The sequence below is a fragment of the Paraburkholderia youngii genome, assembly GCF_013366925.1.
In the GTDB taxonomy this organism is placed as follows: domain Bacteria; phylum Pseudomonadota; class Gammaproteobacteria; order Burkholderiales; family Burkholderiaceae; genus Paraburkholderia; species Paraburkholderia youngii.
Map to the genome: position 1 here is coordinate 1,921,263 of NZ_JAALDK010000001.1, position 19,413 is coordinate 1,940,675.

Below are 19,413 nucleotides of genomic sequence, written 5' to 3' on the forward strand. Positions count from 1 at the left end.
ACAGAATTTCTCTCTGCCTTTTTCTCAACGCTTACCACGCGGACTCTTTACCCGCGCAGCTTGAGGTGATTTGAAGCCAACTCCTGCAAGCCGACTTCGAGGGGTCCGCCCTCATCTTCAACAAAGCATTGCTCACGCAACCGCTGCGCTTGCATTCGTAGCACACTATGGACACCGCCCGGTTTGCCAAGTCGATCTTGATGTGATGCCGTAACGAGGTATCGGCTGCGGTCTTATATCCGGCTTTACGCAGGCCGAAGCCGCGAGCCCTGATGGAATGCGCCAGGAGTGTCCTCATCTCGGCCGCGTGCTTCAGGCACAAGGCTGTGTTCAGGTTTGCACTCCTGCGGTCCGACCTGTTTTGCCATCACGGAGAATCAACCATAGCAACCTACTGGTTCATCAAGGTCTCAAAGTCTCATACGGTCAAGCTGGTCTTACACTGACGTGATTCGCTTCGTAATTGCTCTCGTGGGCCAGTATGGCCCAGGCAGTTCGTGCGATCTTGTTCGCCAGAGCGACGGCTGCCACGTTGGCGGGTCGCCGCTCCTGAATTCCTTTCTGCCACGCTGTGGGTGCCTTCGTGTGACACAGGACGGAGCGCGCTCCGTGCATCAGCAGCGTGCGCAGATAGGGATCGCCTCGCTTCGAGATGGAGCCCAATCGAATCTTCCCGCCCGTACCGCTTTGCCGCGGAACAAGACCGAGGAACGCAGCGAATTCACGTCCTGACCTGAAGGTCCTCGCGTCTCCGATTGTTGCTACCAGGGCCGTTGCGGTGAGCCTGCCGATGCCGGGCACGCCGGAAATCGCGCGACATGCCACTTCCTGTTTCTGCCAGGCACCAATGCGCTTCTCGAGTTGATCGATATCATCCTCAAGCGCGTTGATGCGTCGTAACTGGTCTTGCAGATCAAGCATGATCGATGCTGGAAGTGCATCTTCCAATTCCGCCATGCGCTGCCTTACCTCGGCAAGCCCTGCCGCACGTCCTGTCCGAAACGTCACGCCAAATTCGTAGAGAAACCCACGGAGTTGGTTCACCTGCATTGTTCGAAACTTGATGAGTTTCGAACGCATTCGGTGCAAGCTCAGCATCGCTTGCTGGTCTTCTGTCTTCGCTGCGACGGTGCGCATTCCAGGTTGTTGAACGGCAGTCCATATCGCCTTCGCATCCGCCGCGTCGGTCTTGTTCGTTTGCACAAAGGGCCGGATAAACTGCGCGTGCAACAACACGACCTCGTGTCCCAGTGCCTGAATTTTACGTGCCCACCAGTGAGCGCTCCCGCACGCTTCAAGAGCGACACGCCCGGCGGGACGCTGAGCCAGAAACGCGATCAGATCATCGCGGCCAAAACGCCGATTCGCAATCTCGCCGGTTTGGGCGTCGACCCAGTACAACTGGAACACCCGCTTTGCAACATCCAGTCCGTACGTCGTAGCATTCATTTGGGGCCTCCGTTCCTCAAGTGGTTGTGTCGCAACTCCACTTTGGCACATTGATGCCGTTCGGTTCTTGAGGCCCTCATTCATGCCCACCTCCCCGAAGGGAGGGCGGTGTCCATTCCATCTCGGCCGATCGGCGACTCATGCGAATCGCATATCCAGATCGTGCAGCGGGCGAACGATGGTCGGCGGCACGCGACCCACAACGGCCCTTCTAGCCAATGCAAGGGTACGACCGGTTGCAGGCCGGAACGGCCATTCGCACGCTCTCCCCGCTGGCAAGTCCTCGGCCATTCCCTGTCAAGACGTTGCGGGTCACAGCCCACGCCGCCTCAAACGACGGCCCTATCGTCGACCAGCCCCTGGCGACGTGCAGCACCGCGTGCCCCAACAAAAAGAAGGGCCGCCAGTAGCGCAACGACGCTCAGCACAATGAGCCCGGCGACATTCGATCCAAAGCTTGCATCGGCCCAAGCTTTGATATTCGGCGACACAAAGTTGCCGACGTTGCCGATTGTGTTCACCATAGCGACGCCCGACACGGCAGCGATTCCACCGACGCAGTTCGTGAGCATCGTCCAGAAAATCGGTTGCACGGCCCAAAGTCCCGCGACGGCGATGCACAGCGCGACTACCGAGATGACCGGCGAGGCGCCGGCCGACGCGAACATCGCGAAAGCGGCGACAGCGAGGCTTACACAGCCGAAGAGCGTCAAACGACCGGTACGTCCGGCGGCCTTTGGCACGGCGTAGGTTGCGACAAGCGCACATGCCCAGGGAATCGCAACCACCAGACCGACCAGTGTGTTCGGACCCGTGCCCAGCAATTTGCCGATGAAGGTTGGCAGATAGAACACCACCACCGACACGCCCATCTGGATCAGGAAAAACACCAGACCGAAATAAAGCACGGTGCGATTAGCGAGAGCAGCGCCCAGACTATGCGGACTGTGCAACGCCTTCGCGGCGTCTTCGGCAGCTAGCGTGGCGATGAGTTCGCGCTTTTCGTCGACGTCCAGCCATGTTGCATCGGCGGGTTTGTCGTCGAGATAGAAATACGCCCACACGCCGACAGCTGCTGCTGCGAGGCCTTCGAGCATGAACATCCATTGGTGGCCGTGCAGGCCGAGCACGCCGTCGAAGCGCAACAAAAAACCGGACAACGGTGAGCCGAACATAAACGCGAGCGGCGCGCCAAAGTAGAACAGACCCATTGCCTTCGCGCGACGCGCATCCGGGAACCAGTAGGTCAGGTAGAGGATCACGCCCGGGAAAAAGCCTGCTTCACATGCGCCGAGCAGAAAGCGCAGCACCACGAAGCTCGTCGGGCCTTTGACGAACATCGTCGCCGCCGACACGAGCCCCCATGTCACCATGATGCGGCACATCCACAGGCGAGCGCCGACCTTGTGAAGCGCGAGATTACTCGGCACTTCGAGCAACACGTAAGCGACAAAGAAGATACTTGCGCCGAACGCGAACGCTGCATCGGAGATGCCGACGACATCGTGCAGCGCCTGCTTCGCAAATCCGACGTTCGCGCGATCAAGAAATGCGAGCACGTACATCAACAGCAGAAAGGGGATCAGGCGGCGCGTCGCCTTGTCGGCCGCGCGATCGGCGGCCGCATTGCCGAGGGAATCAGCTTGCATGGTGTGTCTCCTCCTTCGAGGGTTGCGGGCCTGTACCGGCCCCTTCGATGATTTGATGAAATGCTCAGGCGTCGTTCCACGCACGCCGCATGAACGCAACGCTCTCGCGCATCGATGCGAGCGGTTCTCCTTTGAAGCCGCATTCGGCGCTCAGCAGTCGGTCGTATCCGCACGCCTTGAGGTTGCCGAAGAACGTCGGATAGTCGTAGGTGCCAGTACCGGGATTCAGACGACCCGTGTCCGCGAGATGGATATGCGCGAGCCATTCGCCGTGCGCCTGAAGCTCATCGAGCGGCTCGCTTTCTTCATCCATGTGATAGAAATCCGCGAGACCGCGCACTTCGCCGCGCCCCAGCAGCTTTGCGAGCCGCGCGCCGTCGCCGACGCTGTTCACCAGATTCGATTCCTTGCGATTCAGTGGCTCGATGACAAGCGTCGCGCCCGTGCCTCGCAACGCATCGGCGCACCATGAAAGCGTCGTCAGGAATTCGTCTTCCGCCTGGGCTCGCGACCAGCCATCGGGCATGTTGCGCGTCCAACCGCTACCGAGCACGACGATCCGTGCGCGTGCCATCGTCATCAATTCGACGACGCGATCGAAATACGCGCGATTGCGCCGCTCGTCCTTTTCGGGCCCGACGATGCGCGCATCGTGCGGAAACAGGTAGCTGAACGCCAGCGCAGGCAACGGTAAATCGCCGATGCGTGCTTTGGCATCCTCGAACGCCGCATCGTCTTCGAGCTTCATCGGCACGAGTTGCGCCTCGATGTAATCGAGCCCGGCCTCTTTCATCAGTGCGGCGTTCTGAAGTGGTCCACACCAGCCGAATCGGGGTATCGTCGTCATACCATCTCCTTGCTTTTAATGGGGTTCAGTAGCTCAGCTTCGCGACAGAACGCAGCACTTCCGGAGTTGTCGTCGGAAAGCCGAAGAATTCGAGGTAAGCAGGAATCTGCTCGAACAGCATGTCCGAGCCAACCTGGAAGCGGCAGCCGCGGGCCTGTACGGCCTTCAGAAATGCCGTCATTTCGTTCTTCATCACGACTTCGCCGACGAAGGTGTCCGGCGCGATGCGCTCTACATCTACCGGTAGTGGATCACCGTCGCTCATGCCCATCGGCGTTGCATTCACGACGAGGTCGTAACCTGCCGGATCGTTGCTGCCCGTCGTGACTTCGAGCCGCGGGTAATGCGTTGTGAGACGCTCTTTCAGGCCCTGCGCCGATTCGGCCCGCGCATCGAAGAGGCCCAGCCATGCCACGCCCGCCGCGGCCAGAGATGCGGCGATCGCAGATCCCACTCCACCGCAGCCCACGACGAGCACGCGCGCGCCTTCGAGCTCGCACCCCTTGCGTCGGACTCCCCGCACGAACCCTTCACCATCGAACATGTCACCCACGAGGCGTCCGTCGTCCGCCCGTCGCACCGCGTTGCACGATCCGGCGATCTTCACCGTGGGCGTGACGTCGTCGAGCAAGCCAACGGTCGTCACCTTGTGCGGCATCGTGACGAGCGCGCCGCGGATGTTCTCGAGCGTGAAGATCGAACGGAGGAAGGTCGGGTAATGCTCCGGCGTGCAGCCCATCGGTACGACGACGGCATTCATGCCGGCTTGTTCGAAGTAAGGGTTGTAGATCATCGGCGACTTGAAGGCGTGCGTCGGATAGCCGATGTGGGCGACGAGCCCGGTATTCCCATTGATCATGCTTGTCTCCGTTTTCAAAGCATGATCGAAGGTTACTATCGCACATTCGAACTATTATTATCCGATCTTGCACTCCATAATCACCACATCATGCTTAATGAACCGATGCTCGGAGATCTCCGCCTGTTTTGCGAAGTCGCGCGGCGACTGAGTTTCGTCGCAGCGGCCCACGAGTTCGGCAATTCGCAGACCCACGTCAGCAAGCGCATCGCTTTGCTGGAAAAGACCCTCGGGGTGAAACTGCTCCACCGCACGACACGCCGGGTGTCGCTCACGACCGATGGCGAAACGGTCAATCGCTGGGCGCGCGCGATCCTCCAGGACGTCGATGCGATGCGCGACGATCTGTCCAGTCTGCGGGTAAATCCCAGGGGGGCGCTGCGTATCAGTTCGAGCCAGCGGCTCGGGCGCAGTCACATTGCGCCGATTGTGTCGCTGATGAAGAAGCGCTATCCCGAACTCGAAATCTGGCTGGAACTGGTCGATCGACGCGTCAATATCGTCGACGAGGGTTTTGATCTTGACATCCGCGTAGGCGCGGCACAGGAACCGGGGCTGATCGCGCATCACATTGCCGTCAGTCCCCGTGTGCTGTGCGCGGCGCCCGGCTACCTCGACGCGCATGGCCGGCCGAAGAGCGTCGACGAACTCGCCCAGCACGACTGCCTCGTCTTTCGTGAACGTGACGAGCCATTCGGCGTGTGGCGTCTTCTCGGGCCAGGGGGCTGGAGCACGGTAAAAGTCACTGGTCCGCTCGCTTCGAATCACAGCGACGTCGTCTTGGGATGGGCCCGCGATGGTCACGGCATCGTTATGGTCGGGCAGTCGTATGTGGCTCAAGCATTTGCGCAAGGCACGCTCGAGCGCGTGCTGCCCGCATGGGAACAACCGGCGGACGTATGGGCGATGTCGGCCGCGCGCGCGGCGCAATCGGCGAAGGTGCGCGTGTGCATCGATTTTCTCAAGCAGGAGCTCGCGCACGGCGAGTTCGCGCTCTGGAAACCCTGAGCGACGTCTCAGCGGCGAACTGCGCGAACAACTGGGCCACTGTCTCACGCAACCAGCGATTGCCTGCTTTGTGGTGATATCTCGTGTGCCAGTGCTGCCGCCCGGCAAAACCCTCCACCGGAATCGAAGACGAATGAATCGCAAGGTCATTGACGTGTGCGAGTGTATTGCCGATATGCCGGGGAAGAGTGGCAATAAGATCAGTTGTTGTCTGGATGACCGCACTCTGTCCGAGAAATCCCGGCAACTTGGGCACAATGTCCCGCTGAATCTGTTCCCGTGCGGGTCGGAAAAACCATTCATTGATAGCGATAGTCGACATCGACGGGCGTCGGTGTGTGAATGTCGGCAAAGCGACGGCAGCCGCCGCACGCGCATCGGGCGGGTTTCGAAGTGGACCAGCCGTTCGAGTGACGACTGCATTGCTCAGGCGAGTGGCAGAAAGTGGCCGAAGCCAGCCGGACATGTCCGGCTCCGCCTCGAAGCGGCTGCTGCGTGTCGCATCTTTGGACAGTTCGGCGAATGGCCGTGCGCTTCTGCAGCGCCTTGACTTTGCGCGCTGCTCCGTAGGCTGGGTTGTGCCGGATCATCCCGACCGGCGCAACCTTCGAGCGGAGCGTGGCATGCCCTACCGGACAGCATTTTTAGATCTGACCTATCCCGACGAATCTGCGCGGCCATGTGCCCTTCAATTCCGGATCGCATTCACTGAAGCGCCCGAACGATTTGGGATCATTCAACTGCGCCACGTCAACCCGGACCATCAAAGTCCGCTGAATTCTTCGATCGTTCGGGACCGCGTGCTGAACCGCATCCTGGATGTCTATCTACGCGGCGTGGCGCTAAACGCAATCAGGCTCGTCGTTGAGGACGGCGAGACGTTGGCCCTATTCGCCATTGAAGTCGACATCCATGACTACATCGCGCGCGGCAATCCGTACGACGCCACCCATGTCGCGACGGGCCGATGCAGGTTCTCAGAACGCGTTGCAATCCGCACGGACTCCGTCATCGCCGGGCGGGCACGCGTCCATACCGCACACGCGAAACCTGTTCCTGTCCCGAAGGAAATAGCTGCGGCTCTGCGATAGCAAGGAAGTGTTGCAGCCAGCTATCTATCGAGAAAGCATGCAACAAGCACGGCGCAATAATGCCGATGCCCAAAAAGAAAGAAAGCCCGCGGTTCGTGAGAACGCGCGGGCTGGTATCGAGAAAATGGATGCTGCCTTCAGACGTTGAAGCCAAGACGGAACTGGTCGCCAGTGGCAGGTGCAGCATGCCGTGAGGCGGCCGCCATCCAGCGATTCACTTCTGCCGCGCGGTGCGCAATCGTGTTGGAGATCCCAGCCTGTCGGGCCTTCACCCGCGCCGAATAGTCGGCGGCCATCGAGTCTACACTCGCCACCCAGGGATACATTTTGACCCTCGATAAGGCCTGCCCCTTGACGCCGAAGCAGTGGACGCGCGCCCCAACTGGAAGATGCCCCTCCAGCCCCTCCAGTATCGCAAACAGCCCGTGCCGGGGATCGGTCAGGTGGCGTCGACAGACGGAGCCGAGGCCAATCAGAACGGGGGGAGCGATCCAGGGCATCCATCGCTCCCACACCTGCATCATGAGATCGATGCTGCGCCTCTAGTCGTCGACCGTCCAGCCTTGGGCCACACCTACGGGAATGCGAACGGCATTTTGGACCGCGGCCGCGCTCATTGTCTTCGACAGTTCATCCTGCCACGCATACACGACACGCAGCGTCGCCTCCAGGAGCGTTGCCGTCGCGTTAATGCGATAGTCGATTGCTTCCTGGTCAGGTGCAATAGCCGGTTCGCAGCAAAGGTCTGGCTGTGCATACCATGCTGCACCGGAAAAGGCTGCAAGTTCCACGAACTGCTCCAAGCTCCAAGGATATACGTTAGCGATTCCCTGCTGGCGTCCTTTCAGTTGAAAGTGCCGCATTGCGGTAAATCCCGCGCTATCCAGCGCGAAATCGATTTCCGTGAGGTCCGTCGCTTCAGGGATGCGGAAGCGACCGGTTTTGGGATCCCAGAAGGCAGAAGCGGAGACCATACCCGCGTAGCCTTCATTGAACGCGTGGTATGCGAGTCGGCCGCCGCTGTGCGGGATACCGACACGGACGAGCAGGCCTTCGTCCACATGAGCGTTGCGCTGGTGAACCGGCATGCCGGGTTCAGCTGCTTCAAGGTACATAAGCTACTCCAGATGGATGCGCGGAGCAGCCCCTTGCGAGGGCGTGCCCCGCAAGGGTGAATGAGATGAGACCGTTCACGCGGCCATCGAGAAGAGATCGAGCTGCTGCACTTCCTTGACCGCATGGCTAATCAGGTACTGATCCACTTCCGCCGGCGTCAGGTTCAGACGCTCGGCGAGGCGCGCGAAATACTGCCCGCGCACTGCCATCTCCTGATATCGCTGGGACTTCCCGGTAGGCAGTGTCAGGATCGTTTCGTTGAGCCAGAAACGCGCCGATTCGATCCCTGCATGGGCCTGCACGCGCGCATACCGGTCGTAGTCAAACGAACAGGTTACGAACTCACAGGCTCTTTCGGCATCGACGTCGAGGTGGTCGCTTTGTTCGAAATACACAACGCGTTCGCCAGCAGTCGTTTGCGCATAGGTGGACAAGCGACCCGGATGCCGGTAGCGATTCCACTGCTCGGCGCCAAAATCACGAAGCTGCCGTTCTATTGTGAAAATGGACAGGCTTGAGGCCCAACAATCAATGGTTCGACAGATCAAGTCGCGTCCATTAGATTTTCGCCTAGATGGACAGTTTCCTTGCCGTCTGTCCATTTCATTCCGCATGTCACGAGCGGAATGACAGTCGTCGACGACATCCGCCGGCAATACAGGTGTCATTGTGCCGCTCCCGCCTGCCGTCAATCGATCTTCTGAGCGGTCGCTTTAGCCATCTGCGGACGCTCACGTCAATGGATCGAGCGGCTCAGGCGATACCATGCGCAACCGTCGGACCGAAGTTCCATCTCAGCTTCGCCGCGGTGCAACAGGTAATTCAGGTGTGCGATGCTCTCGCCGGTGGCCATGCCGAGCAAGCCCGGCTCCGCCGAGCTGATCGGACGTGAGAAAAGCTGCGGGAATACATCCACTGCGCGCTTCGGCTGAACCAGAGCCTGCCTTAGCCGGTCGAGCGTCGCATGGTGGCTTCGTCTCAAATAGTCAAGGCGCTCGTGAAGTCCCCTGAACGGCTCGTTGTGTGCGGGCAGCACGACCACGTCGTCGGGGATCATTTTCTGCAGTTTGTCGAGGGATGCTAACCAGTCCTCCATCGGGTTGGCGTCCGGTTCGGTCGGGAAGACCGAGACATTGGATGAGATCCGCGGCAATACCTGGTCGCCGGAGATCAATAGTTTCGATTCGGCGCAGTAGAAGCATGCATGTTCCGGCGAGTGCCCATTGCCGGTTACAACACGCCAGGAATGCTCACCAATGTTCAGGGTCTCGCCGTCGCCAAGCCGACGGAAGCTATCCGGAAACGCGTGCACGAACTTGCCAAAGCCGCCGAAGCGCATCTTGTAGAGCTCGATCGCGTCGTCGTCCCAGCCCGCCTGCCGGTAGAAGCGCACGCCGTCGTCCGGTGCGGCTCGTCCGCTATCGGCGGCCAAGACCCGGCACATCAGATATTCCATGCGGGTCATCCAAAGCCGGCAGTCGAACTTCCGCGTGAGCCACCCTGCCATGCCGATATGGTCCGGGTGCATGTGCGTGGCGAAGACGCGCGTCAGTCTTACTTGCGCCAAAGCACCGCCGTCGGCAAACAGTTTGTGCCAAGCCGCTGCCGTGTCGCTGGTTTGCAGGCCGGTATCGACGACTGCCCATCCGTTGCCGTCACGCAATGCCCATAGATTGATGTGGTTGAGCGCGAGCGGCATCGGCATGCGCAACCAGAGCACGCCCGGCGCAATTTCGCTGACCGTCCCGGCTGCGGGCGCTTCGCCACAAGGGTAGTGAAGAACGGGCTTATCGTCTCGAGGAGGAATGAGAGTCTCGTCACTCATGGAATCGGACCGATTCGTTTAGCGCGAGCAATGTAGGCAGCCAAGTTCAGCGAGACGCCCGACAAGCCAAAGCACCACAGCATTGGTGTCTTTAGGATCCACGGATCGGACGGTCGATCTTGTGCTCGGCGACTTTGGTTGCCTCGGCTGCACCACGCGCGGGTTCGTATTCTACATCCCTATTGTTGCCGCTCCTGATCAAATCAGCGACTTCAGCAGCCGCCCCATTTCGGACGGGTTCTTGGTGGTCTTGATGCCGCACTCTTCCATGATGTCCAGCTTGGCCTGCGCGGTATCGGCACCGCCCGAGATCAGCGCGCCGGCGTGGCCCATGCGCTTGCCCGGAGGCGCGGTCACACCAGCGATGAAGCAGACCACCGGCTTCTTCATGTTGCCCTTGATCCAGTAAGCCGCGTTGGCTTCGTCCGGCCCGCCGATCTCACCGATCATGACCACGGCGTCCGTTTCCGGATCGTCGTTGAACATCTTCATGATGTCGATGTGCTTCAGACCGTTGATCGGGTCGCCGCCGATACCGACTGCCGACGATTGGCCCAGGCCCAGCGCGGTCAGCTGGCCCACGGCTTCGTACGTCAGCGTGCCCGAGCGCGACACCACGCCGATGCGGGCCTTGCGGTGGATGTGGCCCGGCATGATGCCGATCTTGATTTCGTCCGGCGTGATCAGGCCAGGGCAGTTCGGGCCCAGCAGCAGCGTCTTGCTGCCGGCCTTACGCATCTTGTCCTTGACCATCATCATGTCGCGCACGGGGATGCCTTCGGTGATGCAGATTGCCAGATCCAGGTCGGCTTCGACCGCTTCCCAGATTGCCGCAGCAGCGCCAGCCGGCGGAACGTAAATCACCGACACGGTCGCGCCCGTTTCAGCCTTGGCTTCAGCGACGCTTGCGTAGATGGGAATGCCTTCGAAATCTTCGCCGGCGCGCTTCGGGTTCACGCCCGCGACGTACGCTTCGCGGCCGTTTGCGTATTCACGGCAAGCACGCGTGTGGAACTGACCGGTCTTGCCGGTGATGCCCTGCGTGATGACCTTGGTGTCTTTGTTGATCAGAATCGACATGTATTGACCTCTGTTCGTTTGGCGTCGCATTGCGTTGCCGCCGTGACGTGGCACGGACCGGGACGCCCAGGCGCCGCCATTCGGCATCCTTGATGCGATGCGCCCTTATTTGCCTGCGGCAGCAGCGACGACCTTCTGAGCCGCTTCTTCCATGCTGTCCGCCGAGATGATCGGCAGGCCGGAATCAGCGAGCATCTTCTTGCCCAGGTCTTCGTTCGTGCCCTTCATGCGGACCACGAGCGGCACCTTCAGCGACACGGCCTTCGACGCCGCGATCACGCCTTCCGCGATCACGTCGCAGCGCATGATGCCACCGAAGATGTTGACCAGAATCGCGGTCAGGTTCGGGTTCTTCAGCATGATCTTGAACGCTTCGGTGACCTTCTCAGTCGTCGCGCCACCGCCGACGTCGAGGAAGTTCGCCGGTTCGCCGCCGAACAGCTTGATGGTGTCCATCGTCGCCATGGCGAGGCCAGCACCGTTCACGAGGCAGCCGATGTTGCCGTCGAGCGAGATGTACGCGAGGTCGAACTTCGACGCTTCGATTTCAGCCGGATCTTCTTCGTCCAGATCGCGGTAAGCGACGATTTCCGGGTGACGGAACAGCGCGTTCGAGTCGAAGTTGAACTTCGCGTCGAGCGCGATGACCTTGCCGTCGCCGGTCAGGATCAGCGGGTTGATTTCGGCGAGCGATGCGTCGGTTTCCCAGAATGCCTTGTACAGGCCTTGCAGGATCGCGCGAGCTTGCGGGATCGAAGCGTCGGGCACGCCGATCTTCTTCGCGAGGTCGTCCGCTTCCGAGTCCTTCAGGCCGGTCGACGGATCCACAGCAACCTTGTGGATCAGCTCAGGCGTCTTTTCCGCGACTTCTTCGACGTCCATGCCGCCTTCGCTCGACGCCATCACGACGATCTTCTGCGAAACGCGATCGATCACGAGACCGACATACAGTTCCTTCTTGATGTCAGCGCCTTCTTCGATCAGCAGGCGGTTCACCTTCTGGCCTTCCGGACCGGTCTGGTGCGTGACGAGCTGCATGCCGAGGATCTGGTTCGAGTATTCGCGAACCTGTTCCAGCGACTTGGCGACCTTGACGCCGCCGCCCTTGCCACGGCCACCTGCGTGGATCTGAGCCTTGACGACCCACACCGGGCCGCCCAGCTCTTCCGCGGCCTTGACCGCATCATCCACCGAGAAGACCGGCTTGCCGCGCGGTACCGCGACGCCGAATTTCCGCAGGATTTCCTTACCCTGGTACTCGTGAATCTTCATGCGTGATTCCCTTCAGTCTGAGAGTTCGATTGAGTTGTGTCGATCGAAAATTGCGAGAGGCGTTTCCCTGTACAAGCCGCAACGGAGGCGAGACAACCGATTGGTGCACCAAGAGCGAACCACGTGAAGCCGGTGGTCGACAAAGCACCCATCTCGGCGCCAGCCCATTTTCATATGTCTGAGAACGGTAATGGAAATCCTATCGGGACGCCACGCGGATCATTACCTTGCCTTCATTAGCACCGCTGAAAAACAGCCTTAGAGATTCAGCCGCGTGCTCGAGCCCGTCCACCAAGTGCGCTCGATGCTTCAGCTTGCCTTCGGTGAACAAATCGAGGAGTACTTCGTCGAACTCGGCGTAACGATGTTCGAATTGCGAAACGACGAATCCTTCCATCCGCGCTTGTTTGACGAGCATGAGCGGAAGATTCTTGATTCCGTATGCTTCGCTCTCGGTAGCCAGGTCATACTGCGAGATTGCGCCACAGACCACAATGCGGCAACCAACAGCCATATTTTCCAAGACAGCGTCAAGCGTCGCCCCCCCGACGTTGTCGAAGTAAAGATCGATGCCGTCGGGACACTCGCGACGAAGCGCTGCATCGAGTGGCTCAGCCTTGTAGTCAATCGCACCATCGAGTCCCAACTCGTCGAGCAACCTGCGGCACTTAGCCTCACCGCCGGCAATGCCGATCACGCGGGCGCCAAATGCCTTGGCTATCTGCGCCGCCAGGGATCCCGTCGCGCCCGCTGCACCCGACACCACCACAGTGTCCGACGGACTGAGCGCGCCCACTTCGAGAAGACCCACCGCGGCCGCACGCCCGATGTGCGAAAAGATTGAAAGGTGCGTTTCCAGCGGAACGCCTGGTGGCAGCTCGATTTTCTCAAGCGCGTCGGGACGGGCAACCGAGAATTCTTCCCATCCCCATAGTCCCTGCACGAGATCTCCTCGGGAGAAGCACACCGACCCCGACTGAACGACCTCACCCACGGCCATGCCAACCATCACGCTGCCTACTCCGAGTGCCGAATGGGAAGATGCAGGATCGAGCCTGAGCCAATTGCGACTACTCGGGTCCAAGCTCAGCAATAGCGTGCGCACGAGAACCTCTCCGCCCGCCTGACTCGGCCTCTCTCGCTCCTCAAGCTTCAGACAGCTAGGGTCATAGGCGCCTCGCGCCGGCTTGTGGACAATCCACGACTTTTGCTTCATACGTTCTCCATGCACCGCTCGGTTCCGCGATCGCTATTCCGAAATTCTCAACAAATAGGCGAACAAGGACGCTGCCTTATCGCGATTTAATGGGTGTGTCCGACGGGAGACCGCAGACATTCATCGTCGGATCGGAGGCACCGCGTCACGTCCTCGTTCACCCTCGACCGTCTCACATCGCCCGATGCTTCGTGCAACAGGCCAAGGCCGCGATTTTCGGCGGCCCGTTTAGCCGCGCGTATGGCATCGTGAAAATTACTTTCGGCTGCAACTCGAACTCGATCAACGCTCACGACCCATTGATCGAACGCATAGCGCCACCGAACTCTGCGCTCTTCGAGAAGCACGCAAAACCAGCGCCAAATCGAAGCGTCCTCCGCATTGGCCGCGGCAGCCGCGTCAAGGCGGGCCTGCTGCATCGTATCCATCGTTCTGTTCCGCCTTAGATAGTTCCGATGGCGATTTCGACGAACCTCAGTTGATCCGCTCAGTCAGTTCGGGCACGGCAACAAACAGGTCGCCGACGAGCCCGTAGTCGGCCACGCTGAAGATGGGCGCCTCAGCATCCTTGTTGATTGCCACGATCACCTTCGAATCCTTCATCCCGGCCAAGTGCTGAATCGCACCCGAGATGCCCACCGCCACATACAGTTGCGGTGCGACGATTTTGCCAGTCTGGCCCACTTGGTAGTCGTTCGGCACATAGCCCGCATCCACGGCCGCGCGCGAGGCGCCCAGCGCCGCACCGAGCTTGTCGGCCAGCGGCTCGAGCACCTTGGTGTAGTTCTCGCCGCTCCCCAAGCCGCGGCCACCCGACACGATGATGTTCGCGCTCGTGAGCTCCGGGCGATCGAGCTTCGTCACGTCGCGGTTCACGAGCTGCGAAATGCCACGGTCACCTGCGGCTTCGATCTTGTCCACCGATGCGCTGCCGCCTTCGGCCGCTACCGCATCGAAGCCCGTCGCACGCACCGTGATGACCTTGATCGCGTCGCCCGATTGCACCGTGGCGATGGCATTGCCCGCGTAGATCGGACGCTCGAACGTATCGGCGGACACCACAGCCGTGATTTCGCTGATCTGCGCCACATCCAGCCTGGCCGCCACGCGTGGGGCAATGTTCTTACCATAGGCCGTTGCCGCCGCCACGATGTGCGAGTAATCCTTCGCAATGTTCAGCACCGTGGCTTCGACGTTTTCCGCCAAGCCTTGGGCCAGATGCGGCGCATCGGCCAGCAGCACCTTCGCCACCCCCGCGATCTTGGCCGCTGCCTCGGCTGCGCCATGCGCATTGTGGCCGGCGACCAGCACGTGGACGTCGCCGCCAATCTTCTGTGCAGCAGCAACTGTGTTCAGCGTCGCGCCCTTGATCGACGCGTTGTCATGTTCCGCAATTACCAGAATCGTCATTTCGTCTCGCTCCGCGCGTAATCTCACAGCACCTTGGCTTCGGTCTTCAGCTTCTCGACCAGCGTCAGCACGTCCGGCACGATCACGCCGGCGCTGCGCTTGGGCGGCTCGGCCACCTTCAGCGTCTTCAAACGCGGTGCCACATTCACGCCGAGGTCCTCGGGTTTAATCGTTTCCAACGGCTTCTTCTTCGCCTTCATGATGTTGGGCAGCGTCACGTAGCGGGGCTCGTTGAGGCGCAGATCCGTCGTCACCACGGCAGGCAGCGTCAACGTCAGCGTTTCCGCGCCGCCGTCCACTTCACGCGCAACCGTGGCCTTGCCGCCTTCGACCGTCACCTTCGAGGCAAACGTCGCTTGCGGCAGATTGGCCAGCGCGGCGAGCATCTGGCCCGTTTGATTCGAATCGTCGTCGATCGCCTGTTTGCCCAGGATCACGAGCTGCGGTTGCTCCTTATCGACGAGCGCTTTGAGCAGCTTGGCCACAGCCAGCGGCTGCAGATCTTCGTTCGACTCGACCAGGATCGCGCGATCGGCACCGATCGCCAGTGCCGTGCGCAGCGTCTCCTGGCATTGCGCCACACCGGCCGACACCGCCACCACTTCCGTAGCCACACCCGCTTCCCTCAGACGCACCGCCTCTTCCACGGCAATTTCGTCGAACGGGTTCATCGACATCTTCACATTCGCAATATCGACGCCCGCGCCGTCCGACTTGACCCGGACCTTGACGTTGTAGTCGACCACGCGTTTCACTGAAACCAACAATTTCATCTCAATCACCGTTCATTGAAAAATGCAAAACCCTCCGAGGGCTCGGAATTTCTTACTAAACGACGGAAACTTCTAGCTGCTCCTCAACCTGGCGGCGTTCGGATGCCACCGTTCCTTCAGTGCTCTGCCGCAACAGGAAGACCGATACCGCGTCGCCTAGATTTTTTGCTTGCTCCTGGAGTGACTGCGCGGCGGCGGCCGCCCGTTCGACAAGCGTCGCATTCTGTTGCGTCGCCTCGTCCATCTGCGATACCGCCTGCTCGACCTGCTCGATCCCGCGGCTTTGCTCGTCGGACGCGCGTGCTATTTCGGCAACGATATCTGAGACGCTGCGGATGGCCTGCTTGACGTGCGTCATGGTTGCGCCCACGTCCGTAGCTTGCCGAGCACCCTCCTGGATCATCGCCACAGACGCGCTAATCAGTTCCTTGATTTCCTTAGCCGCAGCCGCAGAGCGTTGGGCAAGGCTGCGCACCTCACTGGCAACGACTGCAAATCCGCGTCCCTGCTCGCCGGCGCGCGCCGCTTCGACTGCGGCGTTCAAGGCAAGAATGTTTGTTTGAAACGCAATGCCTTCGATCACGCCCGTGATATCTGAAATCTTGGACGAGCTGCTGGCGATTTTCTCAATAGTTCCAACCATGCCTTGTACTGCTTCGTTACCCGTGTCGGCTAGACTGGCTGCGCCAGTCGCGAGATCATTCGCCTGCATTGCATTGTCTGCATTCTGCTTCACGGTCTCCGTCAGCTGCGTCATGCTCGCTGCCGTTTCCTCCAGCGACGAAGCTTGTTCTTCAGTTCGTGAGGAAAGTTCCATATTGCCGCTTGCGATTTCGTGAGACGAACGCCCGACCGAGGCAGCGGACGCCAGTATGCGGCGAACCGTCGACGATAGCTGCTCATCCATCCTTTTCAGAGCCGCGAGCAACTGACCGAATTCACCTCCGCAGTCGACGATTAAATTGTTCTCCAGCTTGCCGACAGAGATGTTACCGGCGACACCTATTGATTTTTCGAGGGGGCGCGAGATCGAACGCAGGAGATAGATACTTATAGCGATTGCTGTGAGTAGGCCCATACCCGACATCGTCAACGCGAGAATCAGCGTTGTATGATAGGTCGCATGCCCCTGGTCGGCCCATTTTCCCGCTTCAGAACGTGTAACATCGACGCCATCATCAATGGCAGCCGTCAGTGCTTTCCAGACCGCTTCATCGGCGACGATATACTTTTCCGCAGTATCTCGGTCGCCGGCCGCATCAGCCGAAGCAATCTTCGCGTCACCGTCCATGATCTGAGGAAGTAACGCCACAATGCGGTCGGCCACAGCGCGTCCTTCGCCACTCGCAGCCCCACTGGCGTAGTAGTCATTCCACGCCTTATGCAGGAGGTCTTCATCTTCGCGAATTGCATCCGTGAACGATGAGACAGTGGACGCATCGGTCGTTGCCTGTATGCGGCGCAACTGTAAGCGTATGTCCAACAGCGCCTTGCGCATGTCGCCGAGGTTCGCAACAGGAAGCGCGCCTTTGAGGTAAACCTCCGCGACACGTGTATCTAGCCTGGATAGTCCGATAGCGCTAAAGAAACTCATCGCAGCCAGCATAACAACGCAGACAGTCGCACCCACAATGACCGTGAAGCGCATCGTTCCTATCATGCCTTTCATAAGTTATCCACAGTTTCCTGCAAGGCCAAGGTTATGGCGCGCGCACAGGCATATTCGTGCACGCCTGTGCGGTCGAAAGTCATACCCTTTCGTCGGTCTTCACCGGCTCCGGTCTAGTGACGAACGCATCGCTGAAGAAATTTCCCGCGGGAAGTCCGTTCGCTAGAGTGAAGGTGTGCCGCGCTGCGTCGACCATCAGCGGGTTGCCACAGGCGTAAACTTCGTGCTGCGAAAGATTCGGGAAATCCGCAGACACGGCCTCATGCACGAAGCCTTTGCGTCCGGTCCAACCGGGCTCGTCGCCCGACAGAACCGGAACGAAGCGGAAGCCGGGATGGGCCTGCTCCCACGCGCGTACCTCGTCGTATGCGTAGAGATCGCTAAGACGCACGCCTCCCCAATAGAGCACCGCGCCACGTTGCTGGATGACCGTCTCATGCGCCTTCAGCATCGCCGCAATCGGCGCGTAACCCGTTCCCGAGGCCAGGAAGATAACGGGCGCAGACGAATCTCGTAGCATGAACGTACCAAATGGTCCCTCGATTCGCAGCATGTCACGCGGCTTCAGCGAGCGGTAGACGTGGTTCGAGAAGCGCCCGCTTGGCACCGCGCGGACATGCCACTCGATCGTTCCGCTCTCGTCGGGCGCGTTCGCCATTGAGTAGCTGCGCCGCGCCCCATCCCGCAAGACCACTTCCACATACTGCCCCGGTTGAAAAGCAAAACCCGTTTCCGTTGGCACTGCCAGCCGCACGCGGGCCACGTCCTCGCTCACGCGCTGGACTTCCAGCACCCGCGCGCCTGTCTGCAAAACACGCTGCCCCGGAGTGGACGCGACCTCATGGGCCTCGATCGTGACATCCGTCGTGCAGCGAGCCTGACAGGTCAAGACGTAACCGTCGCGCACGCCTTCCGGCTCGAATCCGCTCGGATAGCGCGCGTCGCCGGACACGACGCGTGCCTCGCACGCGTTGCATTGGCCACGCCGACAGCTATGACGCGGAAAGTAACCGGCAGCCAGCGCGGCATCGAGCAGGCTGCCCTCGGCGGAACACGGAATTTCGACACCCGCCGGCTCGATTCTCAGCTTGAATGCAGTCATGGCACTATCCGGTTACTCGTTCGGCCTCTTTTGCCTTGAGCAGATCAAGCGAAACGTCCACAATCATGTCCTCCTGGCCACCGACCATACGACGGCGGCCAAGTTCAACGAGGATGTCGACGGTCTTGAGTCCGTACTTTTTTGCGGCAACTTCGGTGTGACGCAGGAAGCTCGAATAAACACCGGCGTAACCCAGCGCGAGCGTTTCGCGGTCGACTCGCACCGGGCGATCTTGCAGCGGGCGGACGATATCGTCTGCAGCGTCCATCAGCTTGTAGAGATCACAGCCATGGTTCCATTCGAGTCGAGCGGCCGCCGCGATAAATACCTCGAGTGGCGCGTTGCCGGCACCCGCCCCCATCCCTGCAAGACTCGCATCAATGCGGTCACATCCTTCCTCCACCGCCACGATGCTGTTCGCGACCCCGAGGCTCAGGTTGTGGTGTGCATGAATGCCGGTCTGCGTTCCGGGATCAAGGACGTCTTTGAATGCGCGGAAGCGTTCACGGACGTCGTTCATGCCAAGGGCACCGCCCGAATCCACGACGTAGCAGCACGTCGCTCCATAGCTTTCCATGAGCTTTGCCTGCTGAGCCAGATGCTGCGGCGTCGTCATATGGCTCATCATCAAAAATCCCACTGCTTCCATCCCAAGCTTGCGCGCATGCTCGATATGCTGTCGCGAGACATCGGCTTCGGTGCAGTGGGTCGCGACACGTACGATGCGTGCGCCGGCATCGTAGGCATTGCGCAAGTCGTGAATCGTGCCGATGCCAGGCAAAAGTAGCGTCGCGACCTTGGCATGCTTGACCGTGCCCGCCACTGCCGCTATCCATTCGAGGTCAGTGTGTGCGCCGAAGCCATAGTTGAAACTCGATCCTTGCAAACCATCGCCATGAGCGACCTCGATCGAGTCAACTTTCGCCTCGTCGAGCGCCTTGGCAATGGCGATAGCCTGTTCCACGCTGTATTGGTGACGAATCGCATGCGAACCATCGCGTAGCGTCACGTCGGAAATGTAGAGCTTTTTGTCAGATGTCATGCCGT

19 protein-coding genes and 1 pseudogene are annotated in these 19,413 nt (G+C 60.1%); 3 read left to right on the forward strand and 17 right to left on the reverse strand.

Annotated features, from left to right (window positions below; genetic code table 11):
* Nucleotides 1–426: 426 nt before the first annotated feature.
* From G5S42_RS08915 to G5S42_RS08930, 4 genes are all read right to left on the reverse strand, one after another.
* Nucleotides 427–1,449 carry an IS110 family RNA-guided transposase gene (locus tag G5S42_RS08915; RefSeq protein ID WP_176106417.1) on the reverse strand — a complete coding sequence of 341 codons (1,023 nt, stop codon included), beginning with the start codon at nucleotides 1,447–1,449 and terminating at the stop codon, nucleotides 427–429.
* 329 nt (nucleotides 1,450–1,778) lie between these two features.
* Nucleotides 1,779–3,098 carry an MFS transporter gene (locus G5S42_RS08920; RefSeq protein WP_176106418.1) on the reverse strand — a complete coding sequence of 440 codons (1,320 nt, stop codon included), beginning with the start codon at nucleotides 3,096–3,098 and terminating at the stop codon, nucleotides 1,779–1,781.
* 64 nt (nucleotides 3,099–3,162) lie between these two features.
* Nucleotides 3,163–3,945, reverse strand: coding sequence for a sugar phosphate isomerase/epimerase family protein (locus tag G5S42_RS08925; protein WP_176106419.1), 783 nt, complete (start codon nucleotides 3,943–3,945; stop codon nucleotides 3,163–3,165).
* A gap of 25 nt (nucleotides 3,946–3,970) precedes the next feature.
* Nucleotides 3,971–4,804, reverse strand: a complete 834-nt coding sequence (locus G5S42_RS08930; protein WP_176106420.1) for a shikimate dehydrogenase family protein — start codon at nucleotides 4,802–4,804, stop codon at nucleotides 3,971–3,973.
* Between the two features lie 105 nt (nucleotides 4,805–4,909).
* On the opposite strand from G5S42_RS08930, the gene G5S42_RS08935 reads away from it, so the two are divergent.
* Nucleotides 4,910–5,812 carry a LysR family transcriptional regulator gene (locus G5S42_RS08935; protein ID WP_312883636.1) on the forward strand — a complete coding sequence of 301 codons (903 nt, stop codon included), beginning with the start codon at nucleotides 4,910–4,912 and terminating at the stop codon, nucleotides 5,810–5,812.
* Here the strand turns inward: G5S42_RS08935 and G5S42_RS44195 are convergent.
* Nucleotides 5,766–6,092, reverse strand: a pseudogene (locus tag G5S42_RS44195) (type 2 periplasmic-binding domain-containing protein); the annotation flags it as partial. The gene G5S42_RS08935 and the pseudogene G5S42_RS44195 sit on opposite strands and share 47 nt — an antisense overlap.
* Before the next feature lie 184 nt (nucleotides 6,093–6,276).
* Between G5S42_RS44195 and G5S42_RS08940 the strand changes: the two are divergent.
* Nucleotides 6,277–6,903 (forward strand): hypothetical protein, encoded by a 627-nt coding sequence (locus G5S42_RS08940; RefSeq protein ID WP_246391890.1) that lies wholly within the window; start codon nucleotides 6,277–6,279, stop codon nucleotides 6,901–6,903.
* Nucleotides 6,904–7,040: 137 nt separating this feature from the next.
* Here the strand turns inward: G5S42_RS08940 and G5S42_RS44200 are convergent, their stop codons facing one another.
* The 7 genes from G5S42_RS44200 to G5S42_RS08970 all read right to left on the reverse strand — a co-directional run bounded on the left by G5S42_RS44200 (nucleotide 7,041) and on the right by G5S42_RS08970 (nucleotide 13,412).
* Nucleotides 7,041–7,403 (reverse strand): deazapurine DNA modification protein DpdA family protein, encoded by a 363-nt coding sequence (locus G5S42_RS44200; RefSeq protein WP_246391892.1) that lies wholly within the window; start codon nucleotides 7,401–7,403, stop codon nucleotides 7,041–7,043.
* Nucleotides 7,404–7,445: 42 nt separating this feature from the next.
* Entirely contained in the window at nucleotides 7,446–8,018 is a 573-nt protein-coding gene (locus tag G5S42_RS44205) for a hypothetical protein (RefSeq protein ID WP_246391894.1), read from the reverse strand.
* Between the two features lie 75 nt (nucleotides 8,019–8,093).
* A complete protein-coding gene (locus G5S42_RS08950) occupies nucleotides 8,094–8,567 on the reverse strand; it encodes a hypothetical protein (protein WP_246391896.1) in 474 nt (157 codons plus the stop codon).
* A gap of 188 nt (nucleotides 8,568–8,755) precedes the next feature.
* Nucleotides 8,756–9,844 (reverse strand): MBL fold metallo-hydrolase, encoded by a 1,089-nt coding sequence (locus G5S42_RS08955; protein ID WP_176106422.1) that lies wholly within the window; start codon nucleotides 9,842–9,844, stop codon nucleotides 8,756–8,758.
* 198 nt (nucleotides 9,845–10,042) lie between these two features.
* The gene (gene sucD / locus G5S42_RS08960; protein ID WP_176106423.1) at nucleotides 10,043–10,924 is read right to left on the reverse strand and encodes a succinate--CoA ligase subunit alpha; all 882 of its coding nucleotides are present in this window, start codon (nucleotides 10,922–10,924) and stop codon (nucleotides 10,043–10,045) included.
* Between the two features lie 105 nt (nucleotides 10,925–11,029).
* Nucleotides 11,030–12,196: an ADP-forming succinate--CoA ligase subunit beta gene (gene sucC, locus G5S42_RS08965; RefSeq protein WP_176106424.1), complete on the reverse strand. Its 1,167-nt coding sequence runs from the start codon at nucleotides 12,194–12,196 to the stop codon at nucleotides 11,030–11,032.
* A gap of 199 nt (nucleotides 12,197–12,395) precedes the next feature.
* Nucleotides 12,396–13,412 (reverse strand): NADP-dependent oxidoreductase, encoded by a 1,017-nt coding sequence (locus tag G5S42_RS08970; protein WP_176106425.1) that lies wholly within the window; start codon nucleotides 13,410–13,412, stop codon nucleotides 12,396–12,398.
* 191 nt (nucleotides 13,413–13,603) lie between these two features.
* Between G5S42_RS08970 and G5S42_RS08975 the strand changes: the two genes are divergently transcribed.
* Complete coding sequence (locus tag G5S42_RS08975) at nucleotides 13,604–13,858, forward strand: hypothetical protein (protein WP_176106426.1); 255 nt, start codon at nucleotides 13,604–13,606, stop codon at nucleotides 13,856–13,858.
* A 28-nt stretch (nucleotides 13,859–13,886) separates the two neighbouring features.
* Here the strand turns inward: G5S42_RS08975 and G5S42_RS08980 are convergent, their stop codons facing one another.
* The 5 genes from G5S42_RS08980 to dmpG form a co-directional block, all read right to left on the reverse strand.
* Nucleotides 13,887–14,822 (reverse strand): electron transfer flavoprotein subunit alpha/FixB family protein, encoded by a 936-nt coding sequence (locus G5S42_RS08980; protein WP_176106427.1) that lies wholly within the window; start codon nucleotides 14,820–14,822, stop codon nucleotides 13,887–13,889.
* Between the two features lie 23 nt (nucleotides 14,823–14,845).
* Nucleotides 14,846–15,595, reverse strand: a complete 750-nt coding sequence (locus G5S42_RS08985) for an electron transfer flavoprotein subunit beta/FixA family protein (protein WP_176106428.1) — start codon at nucleotides 15,593–15,595, stop codon at nucleotides 14,846–14,848.
* 55 nt (nucleotides 15,596–15,650) lie between these two features.
* Nucleotides 15,651–17,264, reverse strand: coding sequence for a methyl-accepting chemotaxis protein (locus tag G5S42_RS45125; protein ID WP_176106429.1), 1,614 nt, complete (start codon nucleotides 17,262–17,264; stop codon nucleotides 15,651–15,653).
* A gap of 79 nt (nucleotides 17,265–17,343) precedes the next feature.
* The gene (locus G5S42_RS08995) at nucleotides 17,344–18,366 is read right to left on the reverse strand and encodes an FAD-binding oxidoreductase (RefSeq protein WP_176106430.1); all 1,023 of its coding nucleotides are present in this window, start codon (nucleotides 18,364–18,366) and stop codon (nucleotides 17,344–17,346) included.
* A 4-nt stretch (nucleotides 18,367–18,370) separates the two neighbouring features.
* Nucleotides 18,371–19,408, reverse strand: a complete 1,038-nt coding sequence (dmpG, locus tag G5S42_RS09000; RefSeq protein WP_176106431.1) for a 4-hydroxy-2-oxovalerate aldolase — start codon at nucleotides 19,406–19,408, stop codon at nucleotides 18,371–18,373.
* Nucleotides 19,409–19,413: the final 5 nt, after the last annotated feature.